Below are 23,910 nucleotides of genomic sequence, written 5' to 3' on the forward strand. Positions count from 1 at the left end.
CGGACATCTCTGTGATCTGCGGCATGGCGACAGCGCAGCGGGCATCGACCGCGGTCGGTCAACTTGCGTGCATCCAGCAACTCAATCACATTGAGAAATATATGTGAAAAGGGGAGCAGTCTCGATTCCCAGTCGCGGCGAGGCAAGACATCCACTCTGCTTGACGGGCCTAACGCGCGCCAGCGGCGCGCATTGCCCGGTACTCGCGCCGCACGATATCCATGAGCTCCGACACGGAAGTAAGCGCACTCTTCTGCTCGTAGGTCACCCGGCCTCGCTGCATCAACATGATGCGATCGGCGATATCGAGCGTCTGCGCATAGTTGTGCATGATCATGATGATGGAAAGCCCGCCCTTTTCCTTCAAGCGCATCAGGAGCTCGATGATGAGCCCCGCCTCGCGTGCGCCCATCGCGGCGAGCGGCTCGTCGAGCAACAGGATCTTCGCATTGGAATACACGGCGCGCGCGACGGCGATGGCTTGACGCTGGCCGCCCGAAAGACGCTCCACGGGCAAATCCACCGAAGGCACGTGCACGCCGATATCGTCGAGACATTGCGCCGCGCGCTCGCGCATCTGTTTGTGGTCGAGCAGCCTGAACGGTCCACGCCGCACGATCTCGCGATTCAAAAACATGTTGTGGTAAATGCTCAGGGAATTCGCGAGCGCGAGATCCTGATAGACGCATTCGATACCGAGTGAACGCGCATGATCGACCGAGCGCAACAGCGTCTCGGGGCCGTCGATGTAGAGCGCTCCGGCCGTTTGCTGATGAAAGCCCGTGAGGATCTTGACGAGCGTGGACTTGCCCGCGCCGTTGTCGCCCAGCACGCCCAGAATTTCGCCCTTGCCGAGCGTAAGCGAGACGCCGTCGAGCGCGGTCACCGCGCCGAAACGTTTGACAAGGTTCTCGCCGCGCAGCGCGAGCGGCGCATCGGGCGTGGCATTGGCGCCCGGGGAGGCGGTTTGCGATTCGTCCATCAGCGCCCTGCCTTACGGCGAATGCGCCCGACGTGGATATTGAAGATCATCGCCGCCAGAATCGCGGCGCCGAGAATAATGTTGAACGTGAACGCGTTGATGCCGATGAGCGTGAAGCCGTCGTTGAGAATGCCGAGCACAGCCGCACCAATGAGCCCGCCCACGATCGTGCCCGAGCCGCCCGTGAGCGGAGTGCCACCGATCACGGCGGCGGCCACGGCAAGGAACATGATCTGATTGCCGCCGGCCTGCGGGTCGATCGAGGTAATGCGAAAGGCTTCGAGAATGCCGGTGAAGCCCGCCAGCACGGCGGCGAGCATGAAGTTACCGAGGCGCAGCCGGTTCACATGAATGCCGACCTCGCTCGCGCCGAGTGGATTCGCGCCCGCCGCCTGAGTATGCAGGCCCCAGCGGGTATGTCGCAAAAGCACATGCATCGCGAAGGCGATCGCCGCTGTCCAGATGATCTCGCTGTAGCCCCACCCACCCATGAACGCCGAGAACACAGGCGATCCCGGCGTGGGCGCGGGCGTGCCGCGCGACACGGTGAGTGTGATGCCGTTGATGAGAAAGAGCGTGCCGAGCGTAGTGACGAACGAGGGCAGCCGCAGCCACACCGTCACGGCGCCGTTCACGAAGCCGACGATCGCCGCGGCCACGAGCCCCGCAATCAGCGCGAGCCACATGGGCGCGCCTGCGTCGTTCGCGAACACCATCATGAACGGCGCAAACGCGAACACCATGCCTGCCGAGAGATCGATGTCGCCGCCGATCATCAACATGATTTCGCCGAACGCGATGATCGCCACCGGCGCGATGAACTGCGAAAGGTTGACGAGGCTCGCGTTGCTGAGCAGGAAATCGTGGTTCGCGAATTCAAAGTAGGCGGCCAGCAATACGGCCACGAGCAGGATACGCAGCTCGGCCGCCCAGTGCGATGCAAATGAAACTCCCGCGCGTCGGGGCGCGCGGGCCGCTTCGAGCTTGCTGGCTTCGTTCACCGTATCCATCACGACCTGATTGCGCCGCTCATCGGAACGATTTGCGGCTTGGTGGTCTTGCCTTCATAGCGTGTCGAGGTTTTGAGGTAGGGCTCGACGGTATCCTTCGTCACGAATTTCAGGCCGGTATTGGTGTCGGCCGGTCCGACCAGCCCGCCCGAGGACAGGAACACGAACGCCTGCATCACCGTATAGAAACCCTGCACGTACGGCTGCTGATCGATGGTGAAGTCGAGGAAGCCTTCGTGGATGAGCTGGATCGTGGTCGGCAGGAGGTCGAAGCCGCCACCGTGTACGCCCTTCGACGGAAGGTTCGATTCCTTCATCACCTGGGCGACGCCCTGCGTGCTGCCCGCATCGACGGCGAACATGCCCTTCAGGTCCTGGTGGCCCAGATAGAACGACTTGATCTTCGATAGCTCCTCATTGACCGTCGCGCCCGTGGCCACGGTCTGAATGTCGATCTTCTTGCCGGACTTCTTGATGGCGTCGCTCGCACCGTCGAGGCGCGGCTGGATGTTGAGCTGCCCCGGTGTTGCAATGAAAAGCCCGACCATGCCGCTGTCGATCAGACTCACGATGCGCTCGCCCATCTGGTAGCCCGAGAGATACAGGTCCTGGCCGATATACGCAAGGCGCGGATTCTTCTTGCCGCGCGGCGCGTCGGCGTTATAGGCGAACACCGGAATGCCGGCGTCGAGCGCGGCCTGGATAGGCTTGTCGAAGGCGTTCGGATCGACGATCGGCACAGCGATGGCGTCGGCCTTTGCGGCAATCGCCGAGTTCACGGCGCGGACCATTTCGCCCGCGTCCGAAGTGGCCGAGCCGGTCCACTGATAATCCATGCCGAGCAGCGAGCAGGCATCCTGAATGCCGTACTGCGTCGGCACGAAGAACGGGTTGGTGGTGACGTGATTGACGAACACGATCCTCCACTTCTTGTGCGCGGGGAAAGCTGCCTCCGCCGCCTGCGCGGTACCGATCAGCCCGCCCGCACCGCTTAGCCCGCCCATCAGGGAAAGCGCCGCGCCTAGTCCCGTGCCCTGCATCAGCGCGCGCCGCGCCGCGCTGAATCCGTTAAGGCCTTGTTCCTGATCGTCATCACGTTGCTGTGCCATTCTCGTCCTCCGGTTCTTTTCTTCGTAGGTCGGTGCGGTCGACGTTGAGTCGATCGCATGCAGATGCTGGACGGCAGCGGAGTGCTGGGAAACGCGGGACTCGGGCGTGAAGACGTGCAACCCCGATCTGAAAGTGCTCGATACGCGCCGTGTAGTACCGAAAATGTTAGTGCAACGCGGTTGCGCCTCCTAATCCATGTATACCCCTAACTAGTCCGACTGTTGGGATGCTGTGTTAGGGGACCGTCAGGCCAGCGAATCGACAAACTGAATATGTGGGATTTACGGCTTACGCGGTGCAGACGAACTCTCGTTCAGTCGACAGAGAATCGTCATGAAAACTATTGACGTCGGCAGCGTGCAGGGCCAAGGGAAATACGAATGGATTAATCGACAGCCAGGCGCAAAGCAGCTTCTTGTGCGCAGAGAGATGTCTGTCGCTGTCCAGTCTCTACAACGCAAACATTGACTTCATATCGCACCGTCATCCTCAGTCGCGGTACGAACGTGTCAGGAAAAGCTATCGGTCCAGCGCGTTCTGAGTGCCGAGGTTGAAAGGCACTGAAAGCTGATGCCGAATGAGTTCTCGTCGGGCTACGTCTGCCGGAGGAAACAACGGCGTAAGTCGTCGGCAAGCTTTTCGACGGGTGAACGCCGGCTCGTGGTCGAAGCAAGTACCGTACTTAACAGCCGAGAGCGGGATCAATCTCGTTGTGTGCCAGGCCGAATCTCGCCATGCGAGCGCGATGGTCGGGCGAGCCTAGATACGAACGAAGTTGCGCGTTTACCGCATCGAGCAGATCGCTGTTTCTTCTGTTTAGCGAGAATGCTCCTAGTGGGAGCTTTTGCTGCTTGCCATTCATTCCCGGGCTGTGCTCCACTGCCTCGAGCACCGAACCGCCAATACGATCCGCGAGTATGCGATTTCCCAACGCGGTACTCGCATATGCATCGATCGCCCCCGAGCGAACCGCTTCGATAGCGTCCGCCTGATGCTCGAAGATGGTTATCTGGTCCTCGCCTACGCCTGCGCCTCTCGCCGACTCGTGTTGCACCTGACCGGCGATGATTCCGAGGCGCGCATCGCGGCGTTTGGCGAATGACGCATAGCTGTTGAGCGCTTCTGGATTTCCGGCCCGAACCAGGAACCCGTCACCTATCGCCCACACGGGGACGCTGAACGCGACCAGACTGGCGCGCTCTGGTGTAACGAAGAGCGGAACGTTCATATCCCAACGGCCGGCTGCGACGCCGGGCAGCAGTTCACTGAACGTCGTCAGCCGATGCTCGATCCGGGTGGCACCGATCGCCCGAAGAACCGCGTCGGCAAGATCAATGTCAGCACCTGTAGCCATACCATTTGCTTCGGCCCAACCGAACGGCGGTTCTTCGATGTACGCAATCGTCACTTTCATTTTCTTGTGCCTCGCGAAATCTGATGACATCCATTCTCTTGAGCCGATGATCGATGATTCTACTCACACGCGCGCGCACGCCTGCTCCTGGGCGAGATCAGGCAGTTTTTTGCAGGCAGAACTAGCGCACTGATGGTTCAGTGCGCAGCGTAGTTCGACGAACTTTTTTTACCGGTTCGCTTCCAGTCAGCCCTACCGGATCTTGCGCCGCAGTCGCCATGATCCACTTCTTGAATGCGACGACTGCGTCATCGTCCGCGCGATCGGTGTTCACGACCAACGTGTAATCGGGTCCGCGCCACGCCGGCTCTGATATCGGACACACAAGACGCCCCGTTGCGATCTCGCGCTCAATGAGCGGCAGCGATGCCAGCGTCACACCGAGGCCCGCAGCAGCCGCGCCCAGTTGAAGAAAAACATGATCGAAGTACAGATGCCGGGCACCCTGCAGGCCCGGCGCGCCGGCTTCCCGTAACCAGTCGGGCCAGGCTGTGCGAGTGCTCGTCGAGTGAAGGAGCGTGTGATTTCGCAAATCGGCGACCGTCCTGATCGGGTCGCTTTGCAGCACCGCTGGGCTACAGGCGGGCAAGCGCAAGTCGGGCATTAACGTCGTTGATATGACGCCTGCTGCGTCCTCGGGCCCCGAGCGCACGCCCACGTCGAATGCGTCACTGACATAGCGCAGCCTGCGCGATGTTGTCGAGAGCCGCACATCGATGTCCGGGTAGCGAGCCTGGAAGTCCGCAATGCGCGGTATCAGCCAGCACAGAGCGAAGCTCGCCAGCGTATTCACGCGCAGCACACCCGTTATACGACGGGTGATGGAATCGTGGCGCAGCCGCGTGACCGAACCGCTCAGGCGCGCAAAAGCCCCTTTGACATCATTGAGCAGAGCAGCGCCTTCGTCAGTAGGAACGACGCCGCGTGAGCGGCGCTCAAAGAGCGGAACACCGAACCAGTCCTCCAGCAATCGGATCTGTTTGCCGACCGCCCAGTGCGTGATGTGCAGATCGCTCGCCGCGGCCGCGAAACTGCCGAGGCGGGCGACCGCCTCGAAGTGCCGCAATGCATTTAATGGCGGCAGCTTTTCCGCGTCTTTATCCGTGCGTTTGTCGGTGCGCTTGTCTGTGCGTTTGTCTGCGCCCATAGGGTGACTTTTCCTCCCGTCTGACTCAATTTTACGTCAGTTGTAGCACGTTCTGGGCGGACCTAGACTATGGGTCTTCTGCAACGAAATACGCGAAGTGTCGCCAAGACCCCGCCTGTGCGATCCAACTGAACCATGAGACTTTTCTCTTTCTCTTCTCCAACGACGGGCATAGCCGAAGGACCCGGTCAGTCGACCCCGGTATCACGCAAGCGCGTGTTATGGCTCTCGTGCACAGCGCACGCGCTGCACGACGGGTACACCGACATGATCTACGCCTTGCTGCCCGTGTGGCAGACGGACTTTGGACTCAACTACGGTGCGCTGGCTATTTTGCGCGCGGTCTATGCGGGCACAATGGCCACGCTGCAATTGCCTGCGGGACGCCTCGCACACCTGTTCGGCACGCGTGCGACACTCGCGTTCGGCACGCTTCTCGCCGCGCTCGGGTATGCCGCCGCGGGCATGTCAGGAAGCCTGTTCGGTTTATGCGTCGCGCTCGCCATCTCCGGAGCCGGCTCCAGCACGCAACATCCTCTGGCTTCAGGAGCCGTCTCGCGCGTGTATGGACGCAACGCGCGAGGGCCGCTCAGCATCTACAATTTTTCAGGCGACCTTGGAAAATCCGCGCTTCCGGCTGCCATCTCGCTTCTGATTACCATCATGCCGTGGCGCCACGCGCTGTGGGCCGTGTCGGCCGTTGGTGTTGTGGTCGCAGCGGTGATCGCACTTTTTCTCCCGTCGATGCCGAAGGCCGAGTCTTCCATAGAAGAAGCATCGAGCCAGAACGGCAACGGTTCGCGATCGGGCTTCTCACTGCTCTTCACGATCGGCGTGCTAGACACAGCCGTGCGTATGGGATTATTGACCTTCCTGCCATTTCTGCTGAAAGCGAAAGGCATCTCGCAACCGATGATCGGCACCGCGCTCGCGCTCGTTTTCATCGGCGGCGCCGCCGGCAAGTTCGTGTGTGGCTGGCTCGGCGCGCGCATGGGCGTGATCGGAACGGTGCTCGCAACCGAAGGCGGTACGGCAGCGTTGATTCTTGCCGTGATTGGCTTACCACTGACGCCCGCTCTGATCTTGCTGCCGCTGCTTGGCGCAATGCTCAACGGCACGTCGTCCGTCCTTTACGGAACGGTGCCCGAGCTTAGCTCGATTGAACGTACTGAGCGGGCGTTTGCGCTCTTTTATACCGGCACCATCGCTTCGGGAGCGCTCTCTCCGGTGGCTTACGGTCTTCTGGGCGACCAGATCGGCGTACAGGGTGCCACTCTTGCGACAGCGGCCACGGCGCTGGCCATCTTGCCACTAGCGCTCGCTCTTCGTCCGCACCTGCGCACGACGTGAGTTTTTTCGCGACGCGCTCCGTCGGTTGTCCAGGCCAGCCGGAACGCATTTCGATGAAAGCCGTCACACGAGCGCAACTATGGCGACACCGACAATGCGCTCGTGCAATCACCAGGCGGTGCGGCGCGAGCAAGCCGGCAATGAACCGCCAGCATCAGGTCGGTCTTAGCCTGAATCCATATCTCACCATCGCATGGAGGTTCGCTAGATGAATACTGTTTCTCAGGCCCCGTTGATTCTGATAACCGGCGGAGGCCGTGGCGTGGGCGCGGCGACTGCGCGGCTCGCTGTCGCACAAGGTTACGATGTAGCGATAAGCTTCGTCTCCGACGAATCCGCCGCCCTTGCAGTAGCGGCTGACGTCGAAGCTCTCGGGCGCCGGGCTTTAGCCATGCGCGCGGACAGCGCTGATCCCGAGCAGATCGCCGAGTTATTCACCGCTATTGACCGGAAGTTCGGCAGGATCGATGTGCTCGTGAATAACGCCGCGATCATTGCACAGCAGTCCCGACTGGAGGATCTCGAATTCCAGCGGATGCAGCGAATCTTCGCGGTCAACTCGATAGGCCCGATCCTCTGCGCACAACAGGCAGCGAAGCGCATGTCGTATCGTCACAACGGGCGGGGCGGGTCCGTGATCAACATCTCATCGGCATCCGCGCGGCTCGGCAGCCCAAATGAATATGTCGACTACGCTGCGTCGAAGGGTGCCGTCGAGACCTTCACTACGGGCTTCGCCAAGGAAGTCGCGCGGGAGGGGATACGCGTCAACTGTATTCGCCCGGGGCACATCTACACTGACATGCATGCTAGCGGCGGCGAGCCGGGGCGGGTGGATCGCGTCAAGGACTCGATTCCAATGGGAAGAGGCGGTCAACCTGAAGAGGTGGCGCGGGCGATTTTATGGCTTGCGAGCGCCGAGGCTTCGTTTGTCACCGGCACATTCCTCGATGTGACTGGCGGCAAGTGAGCAGCAGGTGCGGCGAGGCGCGTCGATGAGGAGATGTCGACCCAGTGTTCGTAATGTCCGTGCGAACTCGCTGATCCGCTGTTTGCGCGTCGTTCGATGAATGAGCGGCGTGCCGAGCCGGCTTTCCAGCGCCTAGGGATATCCCACCCTGGTCGGCGACAGGTCGCACGCGGCCGCCGCCGTCAGCCCTCCAGTTTTGACCGCGCCAACGAAGACGGTCATCGCTTGAGAAGGTCCATTCCTCAACGCTAGTTGGTTCTGTCGCAACGCGACGCCTGTTTATCAAGTCATGGTTTAAGAATAAGGTGCGCTGTACGCTGCCCGCCATCGTCGCGACTGGGCTCGGTCAATTGCAAACGGAGTTCCGACATGTTGTACGAATTGACAACGCTATCGTGTCCGCTTCTGGAACAGGACGCCGTCTCGGCCGGCGCACATGGCTGGGTCTCGCATGGCGACGCCGTTGGGCGCCTGCTCGGCGCATGGCGGACAGAGATCGGCGAACTGTCGCGCATTGTCGTCTTACGCGGCTTCGAAACGATCGACGAAATGCAGCGAGAACGCAACCGCACGTTGCTGAATGAACGGTCCTGGAACATCGCAGGTACCGATATCCACCTGAGCATGGAAAGTTATGCGCTGTTTTCTTTTTTGCCGGAAATCACGCCGTCGACGTTCGGCGAGTTTTACGAAATTCGGCGCTACTGGTTAAAGCCGGGAGGAATCGCGCCAACCATCGCCGCGTGGCAGCAGGCGATCGGTCCTGCGCAAGCGTATACCTCTCACCTGATCGCCAATATGTATTCGCTCGATGGACCGCCCCGCATCGTCCACATCTGGGGATTTTCCAGTCTGGAAGAGCGGATGGCGCTGAGAAAGCACCACTACGCGGAAGGACTTTGGCCGCCCAAAGGCGGCCCCCAGCAGATAGAGAACGCGACGTCGACTATTTGCTTGCCTGAACCGTGGTCGCCACTGCGCTGAAACTGCCAACGGATAACGGTTAACGGCCACCGGGGCTTTCAGCTTGATAAAGACACGTTGTCGATTGGCTTCATTTCTTCATCGCCATTACGGGTAAGCGTGAAGCCGCGCTCGTCGCCTCACGAAGCAGCCGTCGCCCACAGCACTATCCCGATGCGCGGAACGGCTATTGGGCGGCAAGACCGCGCGACGCGACGTCGTAAGCCCCGTCTTTCGAAGACCAGGGCCCATGTCGGCGTGGGCTGCCGTCATCCGGCAAAACGCGGCTCCGGCAGACCCCGCACGCCGAGCCCGCTCACCGCGAACAATCCGCCCTTGTCGCGCTCCTTTTGCGGAATCCCCCACATCGGGCGACCCATCGTCGTGACATAAAGCGTGTCCAGGTTCGGGCCGCCGAACATCACGCTCGTCAGGTTGCGCACGGGAAATTCGACGACGCGATCCAGCTTGCCGTCGGGCGAGAAGCGCACGATGCGCCCGCCGAATACCAGCGCCGACCAGATGTAGCCTTCTTCGTCGACCGTCGCGCCGTCGAAGGTGCCTGCCATGTCGCGCGCCGACACGAAGAGGCGGCGATTGGTCGCCGCGCCCGTTTCGATGTCGTAGTCGTACGCGTACATTTCCTTGCTGTACGTGTCCGTGAAGTACAGCGTGCGATTGTCCGGGCTCCAGCACGGTCCGTTCGAGCAGCTGATGCCCGAATCGAGCTGCGCGAGCGTGCCGTCGGTATCGAGGCGATACAGGCCGCCGCTGCGCGTGGAGCGCTGGCCGCGATCGGCGTCGTAGCGGTCGAAATCGTAGGACATCGTGCCCGCAACGAAGCGCCCGCGCCGGTCCACTTTGCCGTCGTTAAAGCGCGTCTCGGGATCGTCGCTCTCCGGGTCGGCGATGAACTGCACGGTCTGCGCGTCGAAGTCGTAGAAATGCAGGCCGTTGGCGAGCGCGACAACCGCGCCGCCCCGCTCGCGCAGCGCCATCGAGCCGATATGACGCGGCACGAAAAAGCGCTTGACGTCACTGCCGTCGGCGCGGCAACTGTAGATTTCCGCGGCCGTGCTGTCGATCCAGTACAGCCTGTCCTCCTTCACGTCCCACAGCGGGCCTTCGCCGAGGTGGTTGTTCGCATCCACGAGCAAGCGTCTTTCGGGCATCGTTGTCTCCTTGTCGATGCGATGTTGATGCGATGTTGATGCGATGTTGGCGCGATGTGCGTATGCTCCGCGGATCACTCCTCGTCCTTCAGCGCGCGCCGATGAGCAAGCAGCGCCATCAGCCGGCGATCCCGCCAGCGGCTGCGCTCCTCGATCCGTTCGCGCGGCAGCACCGCGCGGCGCTCTGCATCGAGCTTATCGAGCGTGGCGGCGGGCCAGTCGAATGGCATGCGCGTCGCCGCGATGCTGCGATACGTGCCGCCGTAGCGCGACGCATAGTCCACGACGCCGCCCGGCGCGTTAAGGTCGATAGTCTCGAACGGCCCCATGAACGACCAGCGCATCGCAAGGCCGTCGCGCATCACGGTGTCGAGATCGGCGGCGCTTGCATAGCCCTGTTCATAGAGACTCAGCGCTTCATCGAGCACCGCGCCTTGCAGGCGGTTCAGCAGAAAGCCCGAGATTTCGCGATCGACCGTGACGGGCTTCTGCCCTGCCGCTTCATAGAAAGTACGCGCGCGTTGCAGCGTGTGCGCCGACGTCCACGGCGCACCGCACAACTCGACGAGCGGCACGAGCGACGGCGGGTTCACGGGATGTGCGACGAGGCAGCGCGCGCGGCCCTGCAATCCTTCGGTAAATGTCGAGGCCGGCAGGCCCGACGTCGAACTGGCGAGCAGCGCATCGGGCTTCGTCAGGCGATCGAGTTCGGCGAACAGCACGCGCTTCGCATCGACGATTTCCGCGATGTTCTCCTGCACGAGATCCACGTCCGCGACGGTTGCGGCAAGTGTCGTACACGGCGTAATGCGCGCGACGATCGCATCCACCGGCTCGTCGATCAGGTTGAACGATGCGAGGTCCTCCACGCTTTCGCGGATCGCGGGAATCGCGCCCTTGAGCATATCGTCCGACGCATCGTGAATCTTCACGTCGAAGCCGCTGCGCGCAAACACGATCGCCCACGCGCGGCCGATGCGCCCCGAACCGATCACCGCTGTCGTTTTCGTCTGCATGCGTGTTACCTCAGTGGTTATGCGCGCTTGTCGCGCAGCATGATGACGGCCGCCAGCACGACGAGCCCGTTGATGATGTCGCGCACGGCGGGCGGCACTGTCGTGCCCGCGAGCAGCGTACCGAGTGCGGTCAGCAGAAGTGCGCCGCCGAACACACCGAGATAGTGCCCGCGTCCGCCGGTGATGAGCGCGCCGCCCACGACCACGACCGCGATCGACGGCAGCAGATACGGATCGCCCATGCCGAGAAACGCCTGCGAACTGAAGCCGGCGAGCAGCAGACCGACGAGCGCCGAGCAGAGTCCCGAGAGGCAGTACACCGCGATCAGCGTGGTGCCGACGCGCACGCCAGAGAGTTTCGCCGCAACCGGCGAATTGCCGACCGCGTACACGCGCCGACCGAACGGCGTGCGGTGCAGCAGCAACAGCGCGATTGCAAGGAACACCGGCACGCTCCACGCGGCGAGCGACAACGGCCCGAGCCTGCCGTTGGTGAATTCGCTGATCGCGGATGGCGACCAGCCTTGCGGCGAGCCGTTGCAGTAGATCAGCGTGAGGCCTTGCAGCAGGCCGTTGGCGGCGAGCGTCACGACGATCGGCGGCAGGCCGAGCATCACGACACCCACGCCGTTGAACCCGCCGACGATGACGCCCACGCCGAGCACGACGGGCACGGCCCATGTTGCCGCTTCGTTCGCGCCATGCGTGAGGCCTGTCAGGAGAACGCCGGAGAGCGTGATGAGCCAGGGCATCGACAGGTCGAGTCCGCCTGTCAGGATCACCGCGCCTTGCCCGAGGCCGAGGATCGCGAGGAACAGCGTGAGCGTGAGCAGGCTGCTGTAGAAGTTCGCGCTCGCCAGCACCGCCGGCCCATACACGAAGCCGGTGATCACCACCACTGCGAAGAACAGCAAATACGCGGGCACGACGTACTTCACCCATTCGCGATTGCGCTCGATCCAGTCGGAAATCGCGCGTCCCTTGAGTTCGGTGTTCTCGATTGCGCGAAAGCCGTCCACTTCGAACGACACGCGCCGCGCGCGAGCGTCGTCCCGCGCGCGCGTGCCGGTTCGCATCGCCTTGAGCCAGAGCGCCGCGTGACGCGCACATTCATGTGCGGCCGATTGCTTGCCGATCGACGAGCCGAGCACGGCGAGAATCAGAATCACGGCTTCGGCGATGGTCGTAAAGAACGCCGACACGTTCAGCACGAGCAGAATGTTCACCGTGATCATCAACGTCATAGCAGCGAATACCGTGCCGACGCATCCGCCACGCCCGCCGCCGAGCAGCGTTCCGCCGAGCACCACGGCCGTGAACATCGACAGTAGCAGCGGGCGGCCCACGAGCGGATCGGCGGAGCCTGTCTGCGCCGACACATACAACCCCGCCGCCGCGTAAAACATGCCCGCGAGCGCGTACGTCGCGATGCGATAGCGCGTGACCGGCATGCCGTTGGCGTACGCGCTGTCCGGATCGCTGCCGAGTGCGTACAGACCGACGCCGAAACGCGTGCGACGGATAAACGACCAGACCAGCAGCGCGGCGATCAAAACGCCCGCGGACATCGGCAGCTTCCCGGCAATCAGATCCGACGTGACGAACGCGCCGAACTGATCGCCGACGCTACCGCCCGGTTTGTTCTGGATCAGCAGCGTCAAGCCCTGCACCATGAACATCGTCGCGAGCGTAACCACGATCGATTGCAGGCGGAACCACGCGATCAGCGCGCCGTTCACAAGGCCGATGCCGCCGCCGATTGCAAGAATCACCGCCGCGCCCGCCCATTGTTCGAGCGGCGTGCCTTGCACGAGACGCACTGCGAGCACGTTGGCGAGCGACACGACCGCCGACGCGGACAAATCAAAACCGCCCGAGAGCACGACGATGGTCTGCCCAATCGCGGCGAGCGCGAGCGTCGTCGCGCTGGAGATGACGGAACCGATATCGTAGAGACCGACCGGCGTAGCCGACAGTGCGGCCCAGGCGACGAGCATCGCAAGGAGCGCACTGACCGCGATAATCAGCCCGCGATGATGATCGACGCGCGCGCCCCATCCCACGCGCGCGCCTGGCCGCACGATCTCGCTGTCGGGCGACGCAATGGCAATCTTCATGACCCAAACCTCTCAGCTCGAAAGCATCTTGCGCATCACGTTCTCTTCCGTGAGCGCCTCGCCGGACAGCTCGCCGACATTGCGGCCGCGATACATCACGGATACGCGGTCGCACACATTGACGAGTTCGGGAACATCGGTCGAATAGAACAGCACGGCGCCGCCCGCCGCCGCAAAAGCGCGCATCAGCACGAAAATCTGGTGCTTGGTGCCGACGTCGATGCCGCGCGTCGGATCGAACATCAGCCACACGCGGCTTTGCGTCAGCATCCACTTCGCCATCGCGATCTTCTGCTGGTTGCCGCCAGAGAAGGACAGGCACGGCTTGTACAGCGCACGCGGGTTCACTTCCATCTGTGCAAGCGATTTGCGGATCGCGGCCTGCTCGCGCTTGCGCTCGATCAGGCCAAAGCGCGCGTAACGCCCGATTACCGGCAGCGACACGTTCTCGCCGCCGGGCAGGCGCAGGAACAGCCCTTCGGTCTTGCGGTCCTCAGGTAGAAAGCTCGTCGATACGCCGGCCTTCAACGAATCGGCGGTCGATGTGAGCGTGACCGGCTTGCCGTCGATGCGGATTTCACCGTCGTCGATGTACGTCGCGCCAAACAGCGCCTCGAACAATTCACGTTGCCCCATGCCCTGCAACGCCGCGACGCCGTGCACATCGCCGGCCTTCAGCGTCAGGTCGAAATCAGTCACCACACCGTCCACGCGGATCCGGCGCGCTTCGATTGCGGGCGGCCGCGTTTGATCCCGCGCGAGCGCGGGCAGCGCGACTTTCGGCGGATACTTCGCGTCCATCGAGCGGCCGATCACGAGGCGGATCACTTCGTCGTCGGAGATGTCGGCGGTGTCGAACGCGCCGACGTCGCGGCCGTTGCGATACACCGTCAGGCTGTCGCAGAACTCGCGCACTTCCTGCATGCGATGCGAGATGAACACGAACGTGACGCCGCTCGCCTTCAACGCGTCGATACGGCGCGCGAGCCACGCCACGTCCGCGCCCGACAGCGACGACGTCGGTTCGTCGAGCAGCAGGACTTGCGGGCTCCGCACGATCGCCTTCGCGATCTCGATCTTCTGCCGCACCGGCAAGGCCAGATCGCGGATATACGCGCCGGGGCGCACGTCGGCGAGTTCGAGCTTCTCGAGCCAGTCCTGCGCGATGCGCTGCGCCTCGCGCTTTCTAATGCGCCCGAGCAGCCCCGTCGGTTCGTACGACATGAGCAGGTTCTGCGCGACCGTGAGATCGCGCACGAGCGTCATCTCCTGAAACGCGGTCTGCACGCCCGCACGGTGCGCGTCCCTGGGACCGCGCATCGTCAGGTCGCGACCCATCACGCGGATGTCGCCCGCATCCGGCTGCATCAAACCTGACAGCAGTTTGACGGTGGTGGACTTGCCCGCGCCGTTCTCACCGAGCAACGCGTGCACGGCGCCGCGCTTGACACGGAACGACGCCGCGTCGAGCGCGACCGTTGCGCCGAAGCGCTTCGTCACGTTCGACAGGTCGATGGCGAGCGATGCGTCGAGCATGATGACGCCTCAGTCCTGATTGCCCGTAAGCGCCGCATTGAAGCCGACCTCCTTCGTGTCGTCGGAGTAGATGTCGGCGAACCAGCCCGGCGGCACCTTGTCCGGCGTGAAGGCCGTGCAGCCCGTCTTCAGTTCGTCGATGCTGCCGGTCTTGCACAGCTTCGACTGCGGGGTTTCGACGAGCGGCAGCTTGAGCGTGATGCGTTGGGGGAAGTCCTTGCCGTCGAGCTTCTGCACGGCCATCTTGAGCGCCATCGCGCCGGAGTACGGCGGCGCGCCATACGAAATCGAGCGATAGCCGATCGAACGGTACGCGCCCTGCCCTTTCACTTCGCCCGGCGGCAGCATCTGCACGCGGTGACCGTTGGACGATTCGCCCGCGCACGGCTTGATCTTGTCTTCGGCAACACCGGCATCGAGTTGCATCGACGCCGCCGTGAAGCAGCCGACCTGCATCCACAGGCCGTCGATCTTGTCCCAGCTGTTCGTCGCGAGAATCTTCGACAATTCGGTTTTGGCCGTGGCCTGACTCCACATGCCCGTGCCTTCGGCGACGACCTTGATGCCCGGATATTTCGCGAACACGGCCTTTGCCGCTTCGGTGCGCGCGCGGTCCACGGACGTGCCCGGAACGCCGTTGATCAGCACGATGTTGCCCTTGCCGTTCAACGTCTTCACGAGCCATTGCGCAGTGACGGTGCCCGCCTGATGCTGATCGATCGTCACGTTGTGCGCGCATGGCTCCGTCACTTCGCCGTCATATGCCGCGACCACGACGCCCTTCGAGCATGCGTTTTTGATCGCGCGATTCAACGCCGTCGGCGAGATCGGATAGATGATGATGGCCTTCGCGCCGGCCTGCACCATCGAGTTGATCTGCTGGATCTGCTTCTGCGCGTCGGTACCGGCGACCTGCACTTCGAGATCGACCTTGTCCTTGAGCGCGGGCGTGTTGGCCATCGCCTTGACCATGTTCGCGGCCTCGGTCTGCCAGTCGTTGCCGACATAGCTCATCGACAGGAAAATCTTGTACTTGCCCGCCGCGTGTGCCTGGCCCGACACCGCGAGCGCCGCGGCGAATGCGAGACCGAACGCCGCCCGGCCTGCATGACGAATCGATTGCGTCCATGCTTTCATGTCTTCCTCCAATCTTTCGTTTTTTGTCTTGAACTACGCTTTAGCTCGAAGCCAATACATGCGGCAAGCGCGCGCCCGCCGGCAGCGCGATGCCCGCGCTGCCCGGCACGACGTTGGGATCGTGACCGGGAATCACGAAGTCGGCGATCTGCCGAATTCGCGTGAGCGAACCGATTTCCGCGAGGGTTTCGTGCACGATGCCAACCGGCACGAGATCGACAATGTTTTCCATGCAGCTCGCGCAATCGCCCGCGATCAGCACGACGCCGTCTTGCGTATCGACCGCAACGGACTGATGCCCTGGCGTGTGCCCCGGCGTCGGCACGACGCGCACGCCCGGCACGATATCCGCGACGCCGTGCACGAACTGCCAGCGGAAATACGCGAGCGGCTCGCGGCCGATCAGAAACTCCTGGTAGTACGTCGCCTGCGTCGGCAGCGGATGCCCGGCGTATTCCCACTCTTTTGCCTGCACGATGAAGCGAGCGTTCCTGAATAGCGTGTTGCCGCCCGAATGGTCGTAATGCAGATGCGTGTTGATGACGACATCCACGTCGTCCGCGCTCCAGCCGACGTATTCCTTCAGCGCGCGCTCGAGCTTTTCTTCGGGCGCCTGATCGCACGGGCACACGAAGTCGGAGACCCAGCCCGGATCGTGAATGCCGGTATCGACGACGATTTTTTTCTGCGCGCCGACGATCGCCGTCGACCACACCGGCACCTTGATCGACTGTCCGAAATAGCGGCCGTACACCTGCGACGAGCGATCGACGGTGAGCCAGCCCGTCGGCATCGCGACTACTTTCAATCTGGCGTTCACGATGCTCTCCGCAGTCAGAAGTTGGTGTTGCCCGCGCCTTTGAGTTTCAGCAACTCGCGCGCTTCGGCCGGTGTCGCGATATCGAGCGACAGTCCTTCGATCACCTGGCGAATCTTGCGCACTTGCGCGGCGCTCGATTCCGCGAGCTTGCCCGGCTCGATCCACAACGAATCTTCGAGTCCCACGCGCGCGTTGGAGCCTTGCGCCACACCGATCGACGCCAGCGGAATCTGATTGCGGCCCGCGCCGAGAATCGACCACACATAGTCTTTGCCGAACAGGCGATCCGCCGTGCGGCGCATATGCGCGAGGTCTTCCGGATGCGCGCCGATGCCCCCGAGCAGACCGAACACGCTCTGCACGAAGAACGGCGGCTTCGCAAGTCCGCGATCGACAAAATGGGCGAGGTTGTACAGATGCGAGATGTCGTAGCACTCGAACTCGAAGCGCGTGCCGTTCGCACCGCACGATGTCAGGATGTATTCGATATCCGCGAAGGTGTTTTTGAACACGAGATCGCGGCTGTTTTCCAGATGCTTGCGCTCCCAGTCGTACTTGAGCTCCTTGAAGCGCTCGAGCATCGGATAGAGGCCAAAATTCATCGAGCCCATATTGAGCGACGCGACTTCCGGCTGAAAATGATGTGCGGGTCTCAGGCGTTCGGCGACCGTCATGTGAGGGCTGCCGCCCGTCGTGAGGTTGATGACCGCATCGCATTCGGCCTTGATGCGCGGCAAAAACTCCTGGAACACGGCGGGATCCTGCGTCGGATGACCGTCGTTCGGGTCGCGTGCATGCAGATGGATGATCGCGGCGCCTTCTTTCGCGGCGGCGAGCGCGGCATCGGCGATCTGCCGCGGCGTTACGGGCAGATAGGGCGACATCGACGGTGTGTGGATGGCGCCCGTCGGCGCGCAGGTGATGATGACCTTGCGTTTCGTTGCCATGTAAGCCTCGTGCGTTTAAAGGACTTCGACGTTGCCGCAGACCGATATCGCTTGTCCGGAGATGCCGCTGCCCGCGGGCGAGCAGAGAAAGAGCGCGGTGGCGGCTACTTCTTCCGGCGTCGTCATGCGGCGCAGGGAAATCTTGGCGAGATACTGCTTCTCCATGTCTTCGTAGGAAACGTTCATCTGCTTCGCGCGGGCGGCGATCACGCGCTCGATCCGCGGGCCTTTCACGATGCCCGGCTGGATCGCGTTGACGCGGATATTCGACGGACCGAGTTCGATTGCAAGACTCTTCGTCATGCCGACGACGGCCCACTTGGTTGCGGCATATGGCGTGCGAAATGCATAGCCCAGACGCCCCGCCACCGACGACAGCGCGATGATCGTGCCGCCGTCCGTCGCCTGCCTGAGCAGCGGCACCGCTCGGCGTGCGAAATAAAACTGCGCGTTCAGATTCACGTCGACCGTGTTCTTCCACTCCTGTTCGTCGAGTTCCTCGACGCCGCCCGTCGGCCCCGCTATGCCCGCGTTGTTGACTAGCACATCCAGTCCGCCCAGTTCGGTGTGTACGTCTGCGAACACACGCTCGACGGCCTCGCGATCCGCCACGTCGGCAAGCGTCGCCGTGATGCGGTTGAGTTCGGTGCTCCCGGTTGCGTTAACGAGTGCATCGATCGCTTCCTGGCTCACATCGCAAACATGCACGCGCGCGCCCGCTTCGATGAACGCTCGCGCAATCACGAGCCCGATGCCCGATGCGCCGCCGGTGATGAGCACGCGCAGGCCCGCCTGCGGTTTCAGCATCTGAAGAACCGTCATTGCCTCTCTCCGTTGTCTGTGTTCTTTCAAGCTCAGGCGCGTGCCTGTCCGCTGCGGTCTTCGGCGTCCTGTTTCGCGCTTTGCAAGCGCTCCTGCAGATCGGCGGCCGCGTCGCCTATGTCTTCTTCGATGCCCGCACGCGCGCCCTCGCCGTCACCGCGCCACAGCGCTTCTACGATATGACGATGCGCCGCCATCGAACGGCGCATATGCGGAATGTCGGGCGCAACCAGATTCAGGAATGGGCCGATGCGCATCCACAGGTTCTGAATGGTGGATAGCGTGATATCGCTCGCGCCATGCGTATAGATCGCGATATGAAACTGGAAATTGCTGCGCAGATAGGCGGGCACGCCGCCGGCCTCGACATGAGCGTTCATGACGTCGAACAGTTCCTGCAACGCACCGAGGTGCTCGCGCGTCATGCGGGCGGCTGCCCGCTTCGCGACGGCGCCTTCGAGCGCGATTCGTACATCCCGAAGTTCTTCGAGCAGTTCCAAGGTCATCGGCGGGACGATGAGTGCGCGCCCGGGTCCGTCGATCAATGCGCCTTCCGCTTGCAGGCGTGTAAGCGCCGCACGCACGGGCATCGTGGATGATCCGACTGCGTCCGCCACGCTGCGCAAGCTCAACAATTGTCCCGGCGCGAAGCGTCCGGTCATGATCGCTTCCCTGAGCTGTGCGTAGACCCGGCCTGCCATCGTCTCCCGCACGACGAGTTCGAGTTCGGGCAGGTCTGCATTCGCGCGTGTGGCCACTAACCGTTCTCCGTGAACAGATGTTCTGTGAACCCATCAGGTCGGTGTGACCTGTGATCACACATTCTGTTCACGGAGTTTGGTATGTCCCAAAGGGAGAGTCAACCTTTAATCGATAGGGGAAAACGCGAAGGATTGAACGGTGCTTCGGCTCACCGCAACATTGGCGTCCAGCGCGAGCCAGAACCGGCTGTATAGGGTGGCGTTGCGCCGTATAGGGCCGCACTGCGTTGCACGTCGTTCGCCGATGCGCCCCGTCGGCGCGCATCCTGCTAATCTGAATGTCCTCGCCACGCAGCGCGCAAGTTTCGCACGCTGAATTGCCGTCAATCGAACTGCCGATGCCGCCACTGTTTCGCCGCTTACTGCTGCTCTACCACGCACTGCGTTACGGCGCGCGCCTGATCTGGCTCGCCGCGCCGTCCGATCACAAGCTTCACTGGATGATCGAGCTCATCGGCCGCGTGCATGCGTCCCCGTACAGCGCGCGCCGCGTCCACGGTCTGCTGCCGGCGCTCGGCCCGCTTGCCGGCCGGTTCGCGAAGACACTGGTCGAGCGTCCCGAACTTGCGAGCTCGACGTTGCACGACGCGATCGACGCGGTCGATCATCTGGAACAACCATTGCCGCCGCGCGAGTCCGAGGAAGCGTTGACGCGCGCGTTCGGCCAGCCGCTCGCCACGCTCTTCAGCGCTGTCGATCTGATCCCCGTGCGCAGCGGTTTCGCCGAACAGACGCATTTCGCGCGGCTGCTGATGCCGGTCAACGGTCATCGCGAAGTGGCGATCAAACTGCTGCGGGCCGGGCAGTTGCAACAGATCGGCGACGAGCTTGCGCTTTTGCGCTGGGTCGCGCGGTGGCTGGAAAAACTGTCGGGCACGGCGCGCCGGCTGCGGCTGCGGGCGCTGGCCCAGACTTTCGCCGATGACATCCAGCGCCGTTTCGATCTGCGCGCCGAAGCGGCCAACCTGAGCCAGACCGGCCATCATTTCGACGGCGACACGCGCATCGTCGTGCCGGACGTGATCTGGGATCTGTGCGCGAGCCATACGCTGACGATGCAGCGCATCGACACGCTGCCGGCGAGCGACCTGAGCGGCCTGCATGCGCATCACGTGAAGTTGGCGCCGCTCGCCGCGCACATCGTCGAAGTGGTGAGCGAGCAGGCATTCGAGCACGGCTTCTTTCACGCGACGCTCGACGCGCGCCGCATCCGCGTGAGTATCGAGCCTGATTCGTTGGGACGCCTGGTGCTGGCCGAGTTTTCCATCATGTCGAGCCTCTCCACCGACGAGCGCGAGTTCTTCGTGCATGGCGCGATGGCGCTGTTCGAGCAGGACTACGGCCGGCTCGCCGAACTCCATCGCGATGCGGGGCACGTACCGCAACACACGCGCCCGGAGTTGCTCGAAGCCGAGTTGCGCACGCGTGCCGAAGCGCATTTTGCGGCGGCTCCGCAAGACCGGTCGGCGGGGTCGCTCTTTCACCATCTGCTGAGCGCGGTGCTTCCGTTCGACGGCGTGGTGTCCGGCCGGCTCGCTACCGCGCAACGCTCGTTCCACCAGGCGGAGATGCTGGCGCGCGCGCTGCATCCGGGCGTCGATACATGGAACGTCGCACGGCGCGTCCTCGCGGATATTGCGCGGCGCGATGTGGATCATCGGGGCTGGTTCAAGCGCATTTCGCGCGAGCTGCCGCATCTCGCACATATGTTGCCGCGCGTGCCGCAACTGGCCGTGCGCTATTTGCAACACGAACACGATCGCGCACGCACGCCGCGGCACAATGCTCAACTGCTGGCCGAGATCGGCCGCGAATACCGGCGCACGCGTGCGCTGTTGTGGGCGTGCGCGTTGTGCGGCGGCATCCTCGGGGCGGGCACGATGTTGCTGATGCGGTGATGCTTGGGGTCTGATGTTTGGGGTTTGATGCCTTGACGCCTCGATACGCTCCGGTCGTCGGCGATGTAGCTGCGCCACCAGGCTCACCGCTGCATTCCACCGCGCAACGCCACGCGCATTGCGCATCTCGACCTACGCGGCGGATTTTCCTGTCACCGCTTCCTGCCATCGCTTCCGCCGCCGCTCGCGAAAGCGGAGAATCGATTCGCCGTGTCTGCGCCGGCCGGCTTCCTGGCGCACGTCCTCCCGTCCGGCGCCGGTGCCCTTGCCGGACGAGCCTTGCGTCCCGAATCCACCACGACGATGTAACGCCCCGCCCACGGCACGATCTGCCAGTCGCTGTTCAACACCCAGCACTGCCGGTTTTGCGCCGCCCGGCGACTCGCGTAAAAGTTGGGTGGTGAAATGCAGGCGAGCGAGGCGCGCTTGACATGGTTCATCGCGCGTTCGCACTGATGTGATTATTATTGGCTGCTCGCAGGTTGATGCAGTGCTCGGAGCCAGCAATGTTGCTCAGCGCATCGCGATCTGGGGACGAAGCTTCGGCGGGTCCGCTACGTGCTCGCCACTGTCGCGCTGAAGTTGTTTCTTTGACATTGCGCCCACGCGCGAGGAGCAGAAGATCATGAAGCAAACCGATCCAGCCGCTATTCAAGCAGACATCGCCGCGCAAATGCACGTGAGCGCCAGATTCGACGCCAACGAGGAGATCGAGCGCCGCGTCTCTTTTCTCGCGAACTATCTGCGCAGCAACCGGCTGAAGACGTACGTTCTCGGCATCAGCGGCGGCGTCGATTCGACTACGGCCGGGCGCCTCGCACAACTGGCCGTCGAGCGCCTGCGCGCCGACAACTACGACGCTCGTTTCATCGCGATACGCTTGCCGCACGGCGAGCAGAAAGACGAAGCCGACGCGCAGCAGGCGCTCGCGTTTATTCGCGCGGACGAGAGCCTGACCGTCGACATCAAGCCCGCCGCCGACGCGATGCTCGCGTCGCTGCATCGAAGCGGTTTGCCTTTCACGGACGAAGCGCAGGAAGATTTCGTCCACGGCAACATCAAGGCGCGGCAAAGGATGATCGCGCAGTACGCGGTAGCCAGCACGCACTCGGGCGTCGTGATCGGCACGGACCACGCGGCCGAATCGCTGATGGGCTTCTTCACCAAGTTCGGCGACGGCGGCGCCGACGTGCTGCCGCTCGCGGGACTCAACAAACGACGGGTGCGTGCGGTCGCGAAGGCGCTGGGCGCCTCGGACGCGCTCGCGTACAAGGTGCCGACCGCGGACCTCGAAGCGTTGCGCCCGCAACGCCCGGACGAAGACGCGTACGGCGTTCCCTACGAGACGATCGACGACTTCCTGGAAGGCAAACCGGTGAGCGATGAGGCGCGCACGATCATCTTGCGCTTCTACGATGTGACGCGGCACAAACGGGCGTTGCCGTACACGCCGTTCGACTGGCCGGAGGCTGAAAGCGGAGAGTGAGAAGGCAGCGGGCGCGCAGCAAAGACAGCAAGACAGCGAACAAGCGCGCCGCCGATATGCGCCTCCGGGCGCAATTTTCTCGCGCGCATCACTTCAGCGGTGATGCGCGCGGAAAACCGCACCAGTTATTGCGACGGCGGCGGCCGTTCGTCGGTGAAGAGATCGGCGCTGGCCTCCAGCGCCACGCCGCCCAACTGTTTGCCATGAATCTGCCGCGCGATGACCTCGCCGACATACGGCACCTGCGCGTCGAGTTCGACGGTGGCATACGCGCCGGGCGTGCCCGCGTCGACGACCTCGACGCTGCGGGCGTAGTGCCCCAATTCACGCTCGAGGAATTCGCGCACTTCCTGCTCGCTGCACGACGGCGCGATGTTGCGCACGATCAGGTTCATGCTGCCTACCCTCGGCGGGTACTGCGATCGGCGGTATTGACATGCACGCGGCGCAAGGCGGCGCGCTGTCTTGCCTGCGCGGCTGCGAGTTCACGGATGAGTGCGGCGCCCGCCGCGCCAAGCGCGGCCAATGACAGGTAGAAAGCAATCATTCGAATCTCCGGTAATCTGGCTGAGTCCAGTTCAGCATAGCCACTTGCGGGCGTAAATGCGATGCGTCACAGCGTCGTGACGGGAAACCGCGTTGAAAGCGCGTCAATGCACTCTACCTGAACCGCGGCACATCCGTTGAGTCGCCAGGCCGATTGCTGGACCGCCTCGCCACGCGCCGAACACATCGCACGCAGACGCTGGCCGCAGGAAGCGGACCGGCGCATCCATCACCGGGGTTCATTACGCCGGTTTGCAGCAGCAGAACACAGACCGATTGCGTGAGGGTCAGTCCGCCTGTTGGACATTGGCCGCGCTCACCCACCACGCGTTCTTGCCTTGCGGCAGTTCCACAAGCACCGCGGATGGATCGTCGACGCCGTCGTCCGCGACCTCGCACACCGCCAGTCCGTCGGGTAGATGCTTCACTTCGCCAGCAGACTGGAATAGCGCGATGCGTTGCGCATTCAACGGACGCAGTTGGCGATACACATCGAAGCTGATGGCTGCGGGCACATCGCCGCGAATTTGCAGCGCATCGGCTTTGCCGCAACGAACCGGCTCGGCAGCGAATACGGACGCGCTACCGGCGGCGCACGCGAGGGTCAGCGCGGCAAGCGTCACTGCGGCAAGACGTGGATGGATCATGCTAATTCTCCAGGAATGAGTTGAGGCGGCGAGTTGAACGCCAGGCGACCCGCGCTGAA

The 23,910-nt window shown here is 63.0% G+C and carries 22 protein-coding genes and 1 pseudogene; 5 read left to right on the forward strand and 18 right to left on the reverse strand.

Features of this window, described 5'->3' with window-relative positions; all coding sequences use genetic code 11:
* Positions 1-169: 169 nt before the first annotated feature.
* The 5 genes from F759_RS0121460 to F759_RS0121480 all read right to left on the reverse strand — a co-directional run bounded on the left by F759_RS0121460 (position 170) and on the right by F759_RS0121480 (position 5,663).
* The gene (locus tag F759_RS0121460; protein ID WP_027801682.1) at positions 170-982 is read right to left on the reverse strand and encodes an ATP-binding cassette domain-containing protein; all 813 of its coding nucleotides are present in this window, start codon (positions 980-982) and stop codon (positions 170-172) included.
* Positions 982-1,992, reverse strand: a complete 1,011-nt coding sequence (locus F759_RS0121465) for an ABC transporter permease (RefSeq protein WP_027801683.1) — start codon at positions 1,990-1,992, stop codon at positions 982-984. Before F759_RS0121465 ends, F759_RS0121460 begins: the two co-directional genes overlap by 1 nt.
* On the reverse strand, positions 1,992-3,101 hold the full coding sequence (locus tag F759_RS0121470) for a sugar ABC transporter substrate-binding protein (protein ID WP_027801684.1): 1,110 nt from the start codon (positions 3,099-3,101) through the stop codon (positions 1,992-1,994). The genes F759_RS0121465 and F759_RS0121470 overlap by 1 nt, the downstream gene beginning before the upstream one ends.
* A gap of 683 nt (positions 3,102-3,784) precedes the next feature.
* The gene (locus F759_RS0121475; protein WP_027801685.1) at positions 3,785-4,516 is read right to left on the reverse strand and encodes a transporter substrate-binding domain-containing protein; all 732 of its coding nucleotides are present in this window, start codon (positions 4,514-4,516) and stop codon (positions 3,785-3,787) included.
* A 121-nt stretch (positions 4,517-4,637) separates the two neighbouring features.
* Positions 4,638-5,663 (reverse strand): LysR substrate-binding domain-containing protein, encoded by a 1,026-nt coding sequence (locus tag F759_RS0121480; RefSeq protein WP_027801686.1) that lies wholly within the window; start codon positions 5,661-5,663, stop codon positions 4,638-4,640.
* A 135-nt stretch (positions 5,664-5,798) separates the two neighbouring features.
* Between F759_RS0121480 and F759_RS0121485 the strand changes: the two genes are divergently transcribed.
* From F759_RS0121485 to F759_RS0121495, 3 genes are all read left to right on the forward strand, one after another.
* Positions 5,799-7,013, forward strand: a complete 1,215-nt coding sequence (locus F759_RS0121485; protein ID WP_027801687.1) for an MFS transporter — start codon at positions 5,799-5,801, stop codon at positions 7,011-7,013.
* A gap of 208 nt (positions 7,014-7,221) precedes the next feature.
* Complete coding sequence (locus F759_RS0121490; RefSeq protein WP_027801688.1) at positions 7,222-7,983, forward strand: SDR family oxidoreductase; 762 nt, start codon at positions 7,222-7,224, stop codon at positions 7,981-7,983.
* 369 nt (positions 7,984-8,352) lie between these two features.
* Positions 8,353-8,967 (forward strand): NIPSNAP family protein, encoded by a 615-nt coding sequence (locus tag F759_RS0121495; protein WP_027801689.1) that lies wholly within the window; start codon positions 8,353-8,355, stop codon positions 8,965-8,967.
* 248 nt (positions 8,968-9,215) lie between these two features.
* Here F759_RS0121495 and F759_RS0121500 read toward each other — a convergent pair whose 3' ends face one another.
* The 9 genes from F759_RS0121500 to F759_RS0121540 all read right to left on the reverse strand — a co-directional run bounded on the left by F759_RS0121500 (position 9,216) and on the right by F759_RS0121540 (position 19,214).
* Complete coding sequence (locus F759_RS0121500) at positions 9,216-10,118, reverse strand: SMP-30/gluconolactonase/LRE family protein (protein WP_027801690.1); 903 nt, start codon at positions 10,116-10,118, stop codon at positions 9,216-9,218.
* Between the two features lie 74 nt (positions 10,119-10,192).
* On the reverse strand, positions 10,193-11,134 hold the full coding sequence (locus tag F759_RS0121505; RefSeq protein WP_027801691.1) for a 3-hydroxyacyl-CoA dehydrogenase: 942 nt from the start codon (positions 11,132-11,134) through the stop codon (positions 10,193-10,195).
* 17 nt (positions 11,135-11,151) lie between these two features.
* Positions 11,152-13,251 carry an ABC transporter permease subunit gene (locus tag F759_RS0121510; protein WP_027801692.1) on the reverse strand — a complete coding sequence of 700 codons (2,100 nt, stop codon included), beginning with the start codon at positions 13,249-13,251 and terminating at the stop codon, positions 11,152-11,154.
* Positions 13,252-13,263: 12 nt separating this feature from the next.
* Positions 13,264-14,787, reverse strand: a complete 1,524-nt coding sequence (locus F759_RS0121515) for a sugar ABC transporter ATP-binding protein (protein WP_027801693.1) — start codon at positions 14,785-14,787, stop codon at positions 13,264-13,266.
* A 9-nt stretch (positions 14,788-14,796) separates the two neighbouring features.
* Positions 14,797-15,924 (reverse strand): sugar ABC transporter substrate-binding protein, encoded by a 1,128-nt coding sequence (locus F759_RS0121520; RefSeq protein ID WP_027801694.1) that lies wholly within the window; start codon positions 15,922-15,924, stop codon positions 14,797-14,799.
* Between the two features lie 40 nt (positions 15,925-15,964).
* Positions 15,965-16,744, reverse strand: a complete 780-nt coding sequence (locus tag F759_RS0121525; protein ID WP_036024910.1) for an N-acyl homoserine lactonase family protein — start codon at positions 16,742-16,744, stop codon at positions 15,965-15,967.
* A 14-nt stretch (positions 16,745-16,758) separates the two neighbouring features.
* On the reverse strand, positions 16,759-17,691 hold the full coding sequence (locus F759_RS0121530; protein WP_027801696.1) for a BKACE family enzyme: 933 nt from the start codon (positions 17,689-17,691) through the stop codon (positions 16,759-16,761).
* 15 nt (positions 17,692-17,706) lie between these two features.
* Positions 17,707-18,513 carry an SDR family oxidoreductase gene (locus tag F759_RS0121535; protein WP_027801697.1) on the reverse strand — a complete coding sequence of 269 codons (807 nt, stop codon included), beginning with the start codon at positions 18,511-18,513 and terminating at the stop codon, positions 17,707-17,709.
* 32 nt (positions 18,514-18,545) lie between these two features.
* Positions 18,546-19,214, reverse strand: a complete 669-nt coding sequence (locus F759_RS0121540; RefSeq protein ID WP_051377397.1) for a GntR family transcriptional regulator — start codon at positions 19,212-19,214, stop codon at positions 18,546-18,548.
* 398 nt (positions 19,215-19,612) lie between these two features.
* On the opposite strand from F759_RS0121540, the gene F759_RS0121545 reads away from it, so the two are divergent.
* Complete coding sequence (locus tag F759_RS0121545) at positions 19,613-21,172, forward strand: ABC1 kinase family protein (protein ID WP_027801699.1); 1,560 nt, start codon at positions 19,613-19,615, stop codon at positions 21,170-21,172.
* A gap of 152 nt (positions 21,173-21,324) precedes the next feature.
* Here the strand turns inward: F759_RS0121545 and F759_RS44225 are convergent.
* A pseudogene (locus F759_RS44225) lies at positions 21,325-21,534 on the reverse strand (hypothetical protein); the annotation flags it as partial.
* Between the two features lie 263 nt (positions 21,535-21,797).
* On the opposite strand from F759_RS44225, the gene nadE reads away from it, so the two are divergent.
* Positions 21,798-22,658 carry an ammonia-dependent NAD(+) synthetase gene (gene nadE / locus F759_RS0121555; RefSeq protein ID WP_027801700.1) on the forward strand — a complete coding sequence of 287 codons (861 nt, stop codon included), beginning with the start codon at positions 21,798-21,800 and terminating at the stop codon, positions 22,656-22,658.
* A gap of 125 nt (positions 22,659-22,783) precedes the next feature.
* On the opposite strand, the gene F759_RS0121560 is transcribed toward nadE, so the two are convergent.
* The 3 genes from F759_RS0121560 to F759_RS0121570 form a co-directional block, all read right to left on the reverse strand.
* Entirely contained in the window at positions 22,784-23,053 is a 270-nt protein-coding gene (locus F759_RS0121560; RefSeq protein WP_027801701.1) for an RNA-binding protein, read from the reverse strand.
* Positions 23,054-23,058: 5 nt separating this feature from the next.
* A complete protein-coding gene (locus F759_RS43375; RefSeq protein WP_167334033.1) occupies positions 23,059-23,205 on the reverse strand; it encodes a hypothetical protein in 147 nt (48 codons plus the stop codon).
* A 286-nt stretch (positions 23,206-23,491) separates the two neighbouring features.
* On the reverse strand, positions 23,492-23,851 hold the full coding sequence (locus F759_RS0121570) for a hypothetical protein (RefSeq protein ID WP_027801702.1): 360 nt from the start codon (positions 23,849-23,851) through the stop codon (positions 23,492-23,494).
* Positions 23,852-23,910 lie beyond the last annotated feature (59 nt).

The organism is Paraburkholderia dilworthii, assembly GCF_000472525.1.
In the GTDB taxonomy this organism is placed as follows: domain Bacteria; phylum Pseudomonadota; class Gammaproteobacteria; order Burkholderiales; family Burkholderiaceae; genus Paraburkholderia; species Paraburkholderia dilworthii.

Coding starts and splice junctions, on each gene's coding strand:
- F759_RS0121460 (WP_027801682.1), bottom strand. CDS start 982: ATGGACGAATCGCAAACCGCCTCCCCGGGCGCCAATGCCACGCCCGAT.
- F759_RS0121465 (WP_027801683.1), bottom strand. CDS start 1,992: ATGGATACGGTGAACGAAGCCAGCAAGCTCGAAGCGGCCCGCGCGCCC.
- F759_RS0121470 (WP_027801684.1), bottom strand. CDS start 3,101: ATGGCACAGCAACGTGATGACGATCAGGAACAAGGCCTTAACGGATTC.
- F759_RS0121475 (WP_027801685.1), bottom strand. CDS start 4,516: ATGAAAGTGACGATTGCGTACATCGAAGAACCGCCGTTCGGTTGGGCC.
- F759_RS0121480 (WP_027801686.1), bottom strand. CDS start 5,663: ATGGGCGCAGACAAACGCACAGACAAGCGCACCGACAAACGCACGGAT.
- F759_RS0121485 (WP_027801687.1), top strand. CDS start 5,799: ATGAGACTTTTCTCTTTCTCTTCTCCAACGACGGGCATAGCCGAAGGA.
- F759_RS0121490 (WP_027801688.1), top strand. CDS start 7,222: ATGAATACTGTTTCTCAGGCCCCGTTGATTCTGATAACCGGCGGAGGC.
- F759_RS0121495 (WP_027801689.1), top strand. CDS start 8,353: ATGTTGTACGAATTGACAACGCTATCGTGTCCGCTTCTGGAACAGGAC.
- F759_RS0121500 (WP_027801690.1), bottom strand. CDS start 10,118: ATGCCCGAAAGACGCTTGCTCGTGGATGCGAACAACCACCTCGGCGAA.
- F759_RS0121505 (WP_027801691.1), bottom strand. CDS start 11,134: ATGCAGACGAAAACGACAGCGGTGATCGGTTCGGGGCGCATCGGCCGC.
- F759_RS0121510 (WP_027801692.1), bottom strand. CDS start 13,251: ATGAAGATTGCCATTGCGTCGCCCGACAGCGAGATCGTGCGGCCAGGC.
- F759_RS0121515 (WP_027801693.1), bottom strand. CDS start 14,787: ATGCTCGACGCATCGCTCGCCATCGACCTGTCGAACGTGACGAAGCGC.
- F759_RS0121520 (WP_027801694.1), bottom strand. CDS start 15,924: ATGAAAGCATGGACGCAATCGATTCGTCATGCAGGCCGGGCGGCGTTC.
- F759_RS0121530 (WP_027801696.1), bottom strand. CDS start 17,691: ATGGCAACGAAACGCAAGGTCATCATCACCTGCGCGCCGACGGGCGCC.
- F759_RS0121535 (WP_027801697.1), bottom strand. CDS start 18,513: ATGACGGTTCTTCAGATGCTGAAACCGCAGGCGGGCCTGCGCGTGCTC.
- F759_RS0121540 (WP_051377397.1), bottom strand. CDS start 19,214: ATGGCAGGCCGGGTCTACGCACAGCTCAGGGAAGCGATCATGACCGGA.
- F759_RS0121545 (WP_027801699.1), top strand. CDS start 19,613: ATGCCGCCACTGTTTCGCCGCTTACTGCTGCTCTACCACGCACTGCGT.
- nadE (WP_027801700.1), top strand. CDS start 21,798: ATGAAGCAAACCGATCCAGCCGCTATTCAAGCAGACATCGCCGCGCAA.
- F759_RS0121560 (WP_027801701.1), bottom strand. CDS start 23,053: ATGAACCTGATCGTGCGCAACATCGCGCCGTCGTGCAGCGAGCAGGAA.
- F759_RS43375 (WP_167334033.1), bottom strand. CDS start 23,205: ATGATTGCTTTCTACCTGTCATTGGCCGCGCTTGGCGCGGCGGGCGCC.
- F759_RS0121570 (WP_027801702.1), bottom strand. CDS start 23,851: ATGATCCATCCACGTCTTGCCGCAGTGACGCTTGCCGCGCTGACCCTC.